The 9516-nt window shown below is 69.5% G+C and carries 11 protein-coding genes; 6 read left to right on the top strand and 5 right to left on the bottom strand.

What is annotated here, in order from left to right:
• The 4 genes from ADK36_RS28155 to phoU all read right to left on the bottom strand — a co-directional run.
• On the bottom strand, nt 1-307 hold a 307-nt coding region (locus ADK36_RS28155; protein WP_053199518.1), incomplete at its 3' end, for a carboxymuconolactone decarboxylase family protein.
• A gap of 279 nt (nt 308-586) precedes the next feature.
• Nucleotides 587-835 carry an SCO4226 family nickel-binding protein gene (locus ADK36_RS28150; protein ID WP_048585775.1) on the bottom strand — a complete coding sequence of 83 codons (249 nt, stop codon included), beginning with the start codon at nt 833-835 and terminating at the stop codon, nt 587-589.
• Nucleotides 836-1035: 200 nt separating this feature from the next.
• Nucleotides 1036-1227 (bottom strand): hypothetical protein, encoded by a 192-nt coding sequence (locus ADK36_RS51580; protein ID WP_078916620.1) that lies wholly within the window; start codon nt 1225-1227, stop codon nt 1036-1038.
• A 155-nt stretch (nt 1228-1382) separates the two neighbouring features.
• The gene (gene phoU, locus ADK36_RS28145) at nt 1383-2084 is read right to left on the bottom strand and encodes a phosphate signaling complex protein PhoU (RefSeq protein ID WP_048585776.1); all 702 of its coding nucleotides are present in this window, start codon (nt 2082-2084) and stop codon (nt 1383-1385) included.
• 363 nt (nt 2085-2447) lie between these two features.
• On the opposite strand from phoU, the gene ADK36_RS28140 reads away from it, so the two are divergent.
• Nucleotides 2448-3791, top strand: coding sequence for a sensor histidine kinase (locus ADK36_RS28140; protein WP_053199512.1), 1344 nt, complete (start codon nt 2448-2450; stop codon nt 3789-3791).
• Nucleotides 3788-4468: a response regulator transcription factor gene (locus ADK36_RS28135; protein WP_015659563.1), complete on the top strand. Its 681-nt coding sequence runs from the start codon at nt 3788-3790 to the stop codon at nt 4466-4468. The genes ADK36_RS28140 and ADK36_RS28135 overlap by 4 nt, the downstream gene beginning before the upstream one ends.
• A gap of 92 nt (nt 4469-4560) precedes the next feature.
• On the opposite strand, the gene ADK36_RS28130 is transcribed toward ADK36_RS28135, so the two are convergent.
• Entirely contained in the window at nt 4561-5262 is a 702-nt protein-coding gene (locus ADK36_RS28130) for a hypothetical protein (RefSeq protein WP_053199510.1), read from the bottom strand.
• Between the two features lie 612 nt (nt 5263-5874).
• On the opposite strand from ADK36_RS28130, the gene ADK36_RS28125 reads away from it, so the two are divergent.
• From ADK36_RS28125 to cysS, 4 genes are all read left to right on the top strand, one after another.
• The gene (locus ADK36_RS28125) at nt 5875-6357 is read left to right on the top strand and encodes a CarD family transcriptional regulator (protein WP_003953493.1); all 483 of its coding nucleotides are present in this window, start codon (nt 5875-5877) and stop codon (nt 6355-6357) included.
• Between the two features lie 289 nt (nt 6358-6646).
• Nucleotides 6647-7411, top strand: a complete 765-nt coding sequence (gene ispD / locus ADK36_RS28120) for a 2-C-methyl-D-erythritol 4-phosphate cytidylyltransferase (RefSeq protein ID WP_048585779.1) — start codon at nt 6647-6649, stop codon at nt 7409-7411.
• On the top strand, nt 7401-7916 hold the full coding sequence (ispF, locus tag ADK36_RS28115) for a 2-C-methyl-D-erythritol 2,4-cyclodiphosphate synthase (RefSeq protein ID WP_053199508.1): 516 nt from the start codon (nt 7401-7403) through the stop codon (nt 7914-7916). Before ispD ends, ispF begins: the two co-directional genes overlap by 11 nt.
• Nucleotides 7917-8055: 139 nt before the next feature.
• On the top strand, nt 8056-9453 hold the full coding sequence (gene cysS, locus ADK36_RS28110; protein ID WP_053199506.1) for a cysteine--tRNA ligase: 1398 nt from the start codon (nt 8056-8058) through the stop codon (nt 9451-9453).
• The last annotated feature ends 63 nt before the right edge of the window (nt 9454-9516 follow it).

The raw sequence follows: 9516 nt of genomic DNA, 5'->3' as shown, positions 1-9516 counted from the left end.
CCGCCTCCGCCACCGCGATCGTCATGCCGAGGGCCTTGGCGATGTTCCCGGCCGCCGTCATGACACGTGCCGTACCCACCACAGGCGCGATGGCAACCAGAACATCCTGCACCTGCTCGGCAGTCAGCCCGGCCTGGATGGCAGGGTCGATGTGGGCGACGTAGGAGATCGGCGGGGCGTCCGAAGCGGCGAGGGCCGCGATACGGGTGAGCATGAAGGTTTCCGGGACCAGCCCGCACCGCTCGACCGAGTCGACCGTCATGGCGGCGAGAGTGTCCAGTACCGGGGTTTCAGATGCTGTGGCCATGGCAGGGCGTCTCCTATGAGGTCGTGAGGGAAGTCGACGTGCGGACAGTCGACGTGGGGAAGTCGACGGCGTCGGCACCGTGGGGCATGGGGCACCTCGACCGGTGCAGCGCCCACCGCTCGACCGTAAGTCCGTTTCCCGTAGATCGCCTGTCGAGGGCCGGGGCCACCCCCGGGGCGGAGCCCTCCGTGGTCACACGCCGGCCCCCGGCCACGTCGTCCGTGGACCGGGGGCCGTGGACCGGGGGCCGTCTCCTCCTCTACGCCCTCGCCCTGACTCTCAGACCGACAGCGGAACCGCGTGGATCTCGTCGGCCTTGTGGCCGGCGCGTTCGTGGATGCGCTGAACCGCTTCGGCCGAGGGTGCCTCGGAGAGGCAGTAGACGAGGCCGGACTCGGGATCGGCCCACGCCCGCTGGAAGTGCACGCGCTCGTCGCCCTCTATAGCGAGGTCCGCGTTGTGGGCCTCCCTGAGTTGGTCGGCCGTGATGCCCTTCATGTCGTGGTGTACGTCCATGAACTGAGCCATGCCTCGCACCTCCTTCCGTTTCCAGGAGTGCGCTCGCATCTGCTCTCCCTTCCATGCTGCGCCCGTACGTCAGGACGAGCAACGAGCAACCAGCAACGAGCACGAGGCGCACGCTGAAACCGGGAACAGACCGAGCACAGCAAAGGGCCCCGGCGCATCCACCGCACCGGGGCCCTCACCGCCGTACGAGTCCTACGTCCTCACCCGCACTGGCAAGGATTCCCCGACTGGCACCCGCACCCGCACCCCGAGCCGCAGCCGCAGGCGCCGAAGAGCGGGAGGCTCCTGACGTCGGCGGGCTGCTCGGACGGGCGTTCCTGGGTGGGGTCGGGTGTCGTGCCGAGAGTGCCGCGGGCGCTTCGGGGGTTGCGGGTGCTGGGGGATTCGGCCATGGATCCTCCTCAAGGCTGGTGCCTGTGCCCATTCCATGCCCGGCCCGCTGGGCGCATCAACGGCGCACAGAGGCTTGCGCACGCCCCGAACAGCACCCCGCAAGCCCGCCCACGGGCCCTACGGGCCCACCCGCGGACCTGCCCACGGCCCCGCCTTACGCCCCGTCCACCCCCGCCGCCGACTGGATCTCCGGCTGGATGTCCGTCTGCAGCTCATCCGCGTGCTCACCCGTCACCAGGTACACCACACGCTTGGCCACGGACACCGCATGGTCGGCGTACCGCTCGTAGTAACGGCCGAGCAGCGTCACGTCGACCGCCGTCTCGATGCCGTGCTTCCAGCGCTCGTCCATCAGGTGCTGGAAGAGGGTGCGGTGGAGGAGGTCCATCGCGTCGTCGTCCTGCTCCAGCTGGAGCGCGAGGTCGACGTCCTTGGTGACGATGACCTCGGCCGCCTTCGCCATCAGGCGCTGCGCCAGCTGCCCCATCTCCAGGATGGTGGCGTGCAGGTCCTGCGGGATCGCCCGCTCCGGGTAGCGCAGCCGCGTGAGCTTGGCCACGTGCTGGGCCAGGTCGCCCGAGCGCTCCAGGTCCGCCGACATGCGCAGCGACGTGACGACGATACGGAGGTCCGTCGCCACCGGCTGCTGGCGCGCCAGCAGGGCTATGGCGCGGGCCTCCAGGTCGTGCTGGAGGTCGTCGACCTTCTGGTCGGCCTCGATCACGCTTTCGGCCAGCTTGAGGTCGGAGTCGAGGATCGCCGCGGTGGCGCGCCCGATCGCCGACCCGACCAGCCGGGCCATCTCCACCAGACCGTCGCCGATCGAGTCCAGTTCCTCGTGGTACGCGTCCCGCATCAGGGTCCCTCTCTTACGTCTGCCTCGGGGGTTCCGGGGTCAGGAGACTGTCGTCTGAGTTGTCGAAGTCGTCGGAGTCCTCGAACCGACAGTCTTGCCATCGAACCGGAAGTCTTACCGTCCGTACCTCCGACAGTAAGACCGTCTTGAAAACGGCAGTAGGACTGTCATGAAACCGCCAGTGTGATCCCACGCTAAACCGCCTGTGCGAACCCCACGGGTCCACTATTCGGGCTCTACGCGTCCGTTTCCGCCACCCCAAATGAACCACCACTGGCTCCAAGGTGAACTCTGGGCGACGAGTGTTCGAGCTCGCACTCCGACGGCTGTGGCCACTGCCTGCGTCATGCCTAACCTGGGTGCATGGACGTGAACGCGGCGGTCGCCGCAGCGGCAGCGATCGCCGGGGTGCTTACCGGCGTCATCGCCATGCTGGCGTTCCGCTGGAGCGAACGCGACCTGAAGCGGCCCACCCGAACCTCCCTGCACACCGACCCGGTCCTGCCGCCCGGCGTGGACACGGTCCTGTCGGTGCTGCGCTCCTCCGCCGTCGTCCTCGACGAGGGGGACGCCGTCGTCAAGGCCAGCTCGGCGGCGTACGCTCTCGGTCTGGTGCGCGGTGGCAAGCTCTCCGTCGAACCCATGCTCCAGATGGCCCGGGACACCAGACGGGACGGGGAGATACGGCAGGTCGAGCTGGACCTGCCCCGGCGCGGTACCGGACGCGGCGATGCCCTCGCCGTGTCCGCGCGCGTCGCGCCCCTGGGCTCCCGCCTCGTCCTCCTCCTCGTCGAGGACCTCACCGAGGCCCGGCGCATAGAGGCGGTGCGGCGTGACTTCGTCGCCAACGTGAGCCATGAGCTGAAGACGCCGGTCGGCGCGCTCTCCCTCCTCTCCGAGGCCGTCATGGACGCCTCCGACGATCCGGAGGCCGTGGAGCGGTTCGCCGGACGGATGCAGATCGAGGCGACCCGGCTGACCAGCCTGGTGCAGGAGCTCATCGACCTCTCCCGGGTGCAGAACGACGACCCGCTGGAGGACGCCGAGCCCGTCCGCGTCGACGAGCTCGTCGCCGAGGCCATGGACCGCTGCCGGCACGCCGCCGGCACGAAGCAGATCACCATGGCCTCGAATGTGTGGACGCCCGAAGGGCCCGATCAGAGCGGTGGCGGGCGACGGGCGGGCGAGGCCGGCGAGGCCCTCAGCATCTGGGGCAACCGCGGCCAGCTGGCCGCCGCGCTCGGCAACCTCGTCGAGAACGCCGTCAACTACTCGCCCGCCCGCACCCGCGTCGGCATCGCCGCCCGCCGGATCAGCGCCCCGGGCGGAGACCTCATCGAGATCGCCGTGACCGACCAGGGCATCGGCATCTCGGACAAGGACAAGGAGCGCATCTTCGAGCGCTTCTACCGCGTCGACCCGGCCCGTTCCCGTGCCACCGGTGGCACCGGCCTCGGTCTCGCGATCGTCAAGCACGTGGCCGCCTCGCACGGCGGGGAGGTCACGGTGTGGAGCTCCGAGGGACAGGGCTCCACCTTCACCCTGCGGCTGCCGGAGGCCGGTGCGGCCCGAGACCGCGCACAGCAGCACCCCGACCTCGACGACGAGGCCGGACAGACCGCCGGATCGCATCCCCGCAGATCCCCCGACTCACCCCCTGACTCAACCGCGTACGAAACGCTTTCCGCCCCGGAGGTCCTTCCGTGACCCGTGTGCTCGTCGTCGAGGACGAGGAGTCCTTCTCCGACGCCCTGTCGTACATGCTCCGCAAAGAGGGCTTCGAGGTCGCCGTCGCGACCACCGGGCCCGACGGACTCGACGAGTTCGAGCGCAACGGCGCCGACCTCGTCCTCCTCGACCTGATGCTGCCCGGCCTGCCGGGCACCGAGGTCTGCCGTCAACTGCGCGGCCGCTCCAACGTCCCGGTGATCATGGTCACCGCCAAGGACAGCGAGATCGACAAGGTGGTCGGCCTGGAAATAGGAGCCGATGACTACGTCACCAAGCCGTTCTCCTCGCGCGAGCTGGTCGCCCGTATCCGGGCCGTCCTGCGCCGCCGCGGCGAGCCGGAGGAGGTGACCCCGGCCGCCCTGGAGGCCGGCCCGGTCCGTATGGACGTGGACCGCCACGTCGTCACGGTCTCCGGCTCCAAGGTCGACCTCCCCCTGAAGGAGTTCGACCTCCTGGAGATGCTCCTGCGCAACGCCGGCCGCGTCCTCACCCGCATGCAGCTCATCGACCGAGTCTGGGGCGCCGACTACGTCGGTGACACCAAGACCCTGGACGTCCACGTCAAGCGCCTGCGCGCCAAGATCGAGCCGGACCCGGGCGCGCCCAGGTATCTGGTGACGGTGCGTGGTCTGGGGTACAAGTTCGAGCCGTAAACCGCGGTCGTAGGTCGTACGACAAAGGGCGGGGCCCCGGATCTTCCGGGGCCCCGCCCTTTTCTACGGCTGCGGGGGCGCCGTACGACCGTTCAGTGACCGGCCGCCGAGTGCGACGCGCCGTCGGACGGGGTGGCCGCGCCCGCGCCGGCACCGGCCTCGGTACCGGCGCCCGGCGTCTCGCCGGCGGAGGCCGTGCCGCCCGGGGTGGCCTCGGTGCCGCCGGCCGGGGTGCCGGTCGGCGAACCGCTCGGGGAGGGCGACGCGTCGGGCGCCGCCGGGACCTGGCTCGGACCCCAGCTCTCGAAGTAGTGCTCGGCGGGCACGACGAAGGCGCGCAGGCTCACGTCACCGGTCTTGCTGAAGGTGAAGGTGATCTTCTGCGCGTTGCCGTCCTGGATGGCCTCACGGCTGCTGGGCAGCGTGGCGGAGGCGTTGTCCTTGCCGCCGATGATCAGCGAGCCGCCGGCCGGGATGGTCAGGCTGCCGCCCTTGGCGGGCTTGAGCGCGGCGCTCTTGGCGGTGCCGTCGACCTTGATCGAGTCCAGGGTCTGCGCGGTGCTGCCGGAGTTGAACAGGGTCGCGGCGATGGCGGCCGGGCCGGTCGACTCCAGGTCGGGCTGGGTGATGACGACGGCGTTCTGGATCTTGATGTCGCCGACCGTGGTGGCCGCGTTGTCCGGCTTGATCTCCAGTGTCTGACTGTTGTTGCCGGCGGCGCACGCACCGAGCGACGTGATGGAGAACGCGATGGCGGCCGCGGCGAGGGCGCCGCGTCGAAGGCTGCTGCTCACGGCGGCGGCAACTCCTTGACTCGAACGGGGCGGGCGCGTAAAGCCGCCCTAAGTGTCTGTCAGCGGCCTTAGGTTACCGAGCCGTTCCCGCGCGACCGCACCCGACCCTCCCCTCAGCGCCCAAGTGCCGCCGAAGTACCTCTTCCACCCCCCGTCCCTTCACCCCCAGGTGACCCAGGAGTCACATTGACGAGGCTCGTCAGCCATTCACATAAGCCGTCTCGCACATCCCGGCGCAAAATTTCCGTGAAGGAATGCGCGACCTTCCCGAAATTGATCACCTAGTGTGCCGCCGACCTGCCTGTGATCAATTCCGGATTCGTCCGGGATCCGTCTCGGGGCGCCGAACGGAGTAGCGGAAGTCGCACACTTGGAACCGGACATATGTGTACATTCAGCCACTCGGAGGTGCCTCTGGATGCGCGTAACGTGCACGTTTCACCTCGCCCGCAGAGCCGCTCCGACCTGCGAATACCTTCTTCCGCTCAGCCCGCGAAGCACGTTCGTGTTGGAGTTGTCAAGCCCCGAGATATGCCCTGACCTGCGAAAACGCCATTCAGAACCCGCAGTTTCCGTGTTACCCTGGATAGCCACGGAAGGGGTACCTGTCACATGACGTTCAAGGTTGGCGACACCGTGGTCTATCCCCATCACGGGGCCGCGCTGATCGAGGCCATCGAAACTCGCCAGATCAAAGGCGTGGACAAGACCTACTTGGTGCTGAAGGTCGCCCAGGGTGACCTGACGGTACGTGTGCCAGCGGACAATGCGGAGTTCGTCGGCGTGCGTGATGTGGTCGGTCAGGACGGGCTGGACCGGGTCTTCGAGGTGCTGCGCGCGCCGTACGCCGAGGAGCCCACGAACTGGTCGCGTCGTTACAAGGCAAATCTGGAGAAGCTCGCCTCCGGCGATGTCATCAAGGTCGCGGAAGTCGTGCGTGACCTGTGGCGTCGAGAGCGCGAGCGTGGACTCTCCGCCGGTGAGAAGCGCATGCTCGCCAAGGCCCGCCAGATTCTGGTGAGCGAGCTCGCCCTCGCGGAGAACACCAACGAGGACAAGGCCGAGGCTCTGCTCGACGAGGTTCTCGCGTCCTGACGCGGTTGGTCCACCTCAGTTCAGTTCAGCACAGTGCTGGGTTGTCTTAGCGGTGTTGTCTTAAAAGAAGTGCCGCGGTGCCCGATGACGTAATTTCTGTCGCCGGGCGCTGCGGCATGTTTGCGCACAGACACCGTACGTCTTATCTCGGGGGCGCCCCCGATACTTGATGTGCCGGGTCCGGGCAGCTGTCTCGACCGTTGTCACGGAAGGGTTCGGTCAAGACGTCCCACCCGGCACGCTGAGGCCATACCCACGTAGGCAGAGCACACAAACCTGACAGGAACCGATGTCTGACGTTTCGCGTCCTTCCCCCGCGGCCGTTCCCGTGGAGACCCGTACCGCCGTCGTGATTCCGGCCGCCGGAAAGGGCGTACGCCTCGGTCCGGGCGCCCCCAAAGCGCTTCGCGCGCTGAACGGCACGCCCATGCTCATCCACGCCGTCCGCGCCATGGCCGCGTCCCGCGCCGTCTCCCTCGTGGTCGTCGTGGCCCCGCCCGACGGCACCGCCGAGGTCAAGAGCCTGCTCGACGCGCACGCCCTGCCCGAGCGCACCGACTTCCTGGTGGTCCCCGGCGGCGAGACCCGCCAGGAGTCCGTGAAGCTCGGCCTCGACGCACTGCCGCCCGACTACGACATCGTGCTGGTGCACGACGCGGCGCGCCCACTGGTCCCGGTGGACACGGTCGACGGCGTGATCGAGGCCGTACGGGACGGGGCGTCGGCCGTGGTGCCCGCGCTGCCGCTCGCGGACACGGTCAAGGAGGTCGAGCCGGCCACCGTGACGGGCGAGCCCGAACCGGTGGTGGCCACCCCGCGGCGCGCCCGCCTCCGCGCCGTACAGACCCCCCAGGGTTTCGACCGCGCCACGCTGATCCGTGCCCACGAGACGGTGACCGACGACGTCACCGACGACGCGAGCATGGTCGAGCAGCTCGGGCTGACGGTCGTGGTCGTGCCCGGTCACGAGGAGGCGTTCAAGGTCACCCGCCCGCTGGACCTGGTCCTGGCGGAGGCGGTCCTGGCGCGCCGGAGGCTGAACGATGGCTTCTGAGGCACCGGGGACGGAGAACGCCGGGATTCCGCTGCCCCAGGTGGGCATCGGCACCGACATCCACGCCTTCGAGGAGGGCCGCGAGCTGTGGTGCGCGGGCCTGAAGTGGGAGGGCGAAGGGCCCGGTCTCGCCGGCCACTCCGACGCGGACGTCGTCGCGCACGCCGCCTGCAACGCCCTGTTCTCGGCGGCCGGCCTCGGCGACCTGGGACAGCACTTCGGCACCGCGCGCCCCGAGTGGTCGGGCGCCCCGGGTGTCGTACTCCTCGGCGAGGCGGCCCGGATCGTACGCGAGGCGGGCTTCCGCATCGGCAACATCGCGGTCCAGGTCGTCGGCCCCCGCCCGAAGATCGGCAAGCGGCGGGACGAGGCGCAGAAGATCCTGTCGGAGGCGGCGGGCGCACCGGTGTCGGTATCGGGCGCGACGACGGACGGCCTGGGTTTCCCGGGCCGGGACGAGGGACTGATGGCGGTGGCGACGGCACTGGTGGTGCGTAGCCACTGAGGCGGGTGTGCCGACCAAGGGCCGCGGGGCCGTTGCGACATGCGGCTTCGCCGCGTGGGCGCGACCAGCCGGACCGAGCCGCACCCGACAAACAGGGCACTGCTCCCCGCACCCCCAGCGGCCCACTACCCTAGGTGTCGTGACGATTCGCCTGTACGACACCAGCGCCCGGAAGATCCGTGACTTCACCCCGCTCCAGCCGGGCTGTGTCTCGATCTACCTCTGTGGCGCCACCGTGCAGGCCGCTCCGCACATCGGGCACATCCGCTCGGGGCTCAACTTCGACATCATGCGCCGCTGGTTCGCGTACCGCGGCTATGAGGTGACGTTCATCCGGAACGTCACGGACATCGACGACAAGATCATCTGGAAGGCGGCCGACCAAGGCCGCCCCTGGTGGTCCATCGGCTACGAGAACGAGCGCGCCTTCACCGACGGCTACACCGCCCTCGGCTGCCTCCCGCCCACGTACGAGCCCCGCGCCACCGGCCATGTCACCGAGATGGTCGAGATGATGCGCGGCCTCATCGAGCGCGGACACGCCTACGAGGCGGAGGGCAGCGTCTACTTCGACGTCCGTTCGTGGCCCTCCTACCTGGAGCTGTCCCGCCAGGACCTCGACGAGATGCGGCAGCCCGCCGAGGAGGGCATCACCGGCAAGCGGGACCCGCGCGACTTCGCGATGTGGAAGGCCGCCAAGCCCGGCGAGCCCGACTGGGAGACGCCGTGGGGCCGGGGCCGCCCGGGCTGGCACCTGGAGTGCTCGGCGATGGCCCACAAGTACCTGGGCTCCGCCTTCGACATCCACGGCGGCGGCCTCGACCTGATCTTCCCGCACCACGAGAACGAGATCGCCCAGGCCAAGGCGTACGGCGACGACTTCGCCCGGTACTGGGTGCACAACGCCTGGGTCACCATGAGCGGCGAGAAGATGTCCAAGTCGCTCGGCAACTCCGTCCTCGTGAGCGAGATGGTGAAGCAGTGGCGGCCCATCGTCCTGCGCTACTACCTCGGCACCCCGCACTACCGCTCCACGATCGAGTACAGCGAGGAGGCCCTGCGCGAGGCCGAGTCCGCGTTCGCGCGCATCGAGGGCTTCGTGCAGCGGGTCGTGGAGAAGGCGGGCGTCGTCGAGCCGTCCGCCGAGGTGCCGCTCGCCTTCGCCGAGGCGATGGACGACGACCTGGGCGTCCCGCAGGCGCTGGCCGTGGTGCACACCACGGTCCGCCAGGGCAACTCCGCCCTCGCCGCCGACGACAAGGAAGCCGCCGTGGCCCGCCTCGCCGAGGTGCGTGCCATGCTCGGCGTCCTCGGCCTGGACCCGCTCGATGCGCACTGGGCCGGCGAGACCGACCGCGGCGAAGACCTGCACGGCGTCGTCGACACCCTGGTCCGTATGGTCCTCGACCAGCGCGAGGCGGCCCGCTCCCGCAAGGACTGGGCCACCGCGGACGCCATCCGCGACCAGCTCAACCAGTCGGGCCTCGTCATCGAGGACGGCCCGCAGGGCCCGCGCTGGACCCTCGGCCCACGCTGACCGAGCCGGTCCTTCGGAAGATCGATTGTGCCGCCCGGCCCTCCGGGCGGCACACTGCATAGA

The organism is Streptomyces viridochromogenes (assembly GCF_001270495.1).
Taxonomy (GTDB): Bacteria; Actinomycetota; Actinomycetes; order Streptomycetales; family Streptomycetaceae; genus Streptomyces; species Streptomyces viridochromogenes_A.
Note: the sequence above shows the minus strand (reverse complement) of the source record. Positions and strands in the feature narration are given on the sequence as shown.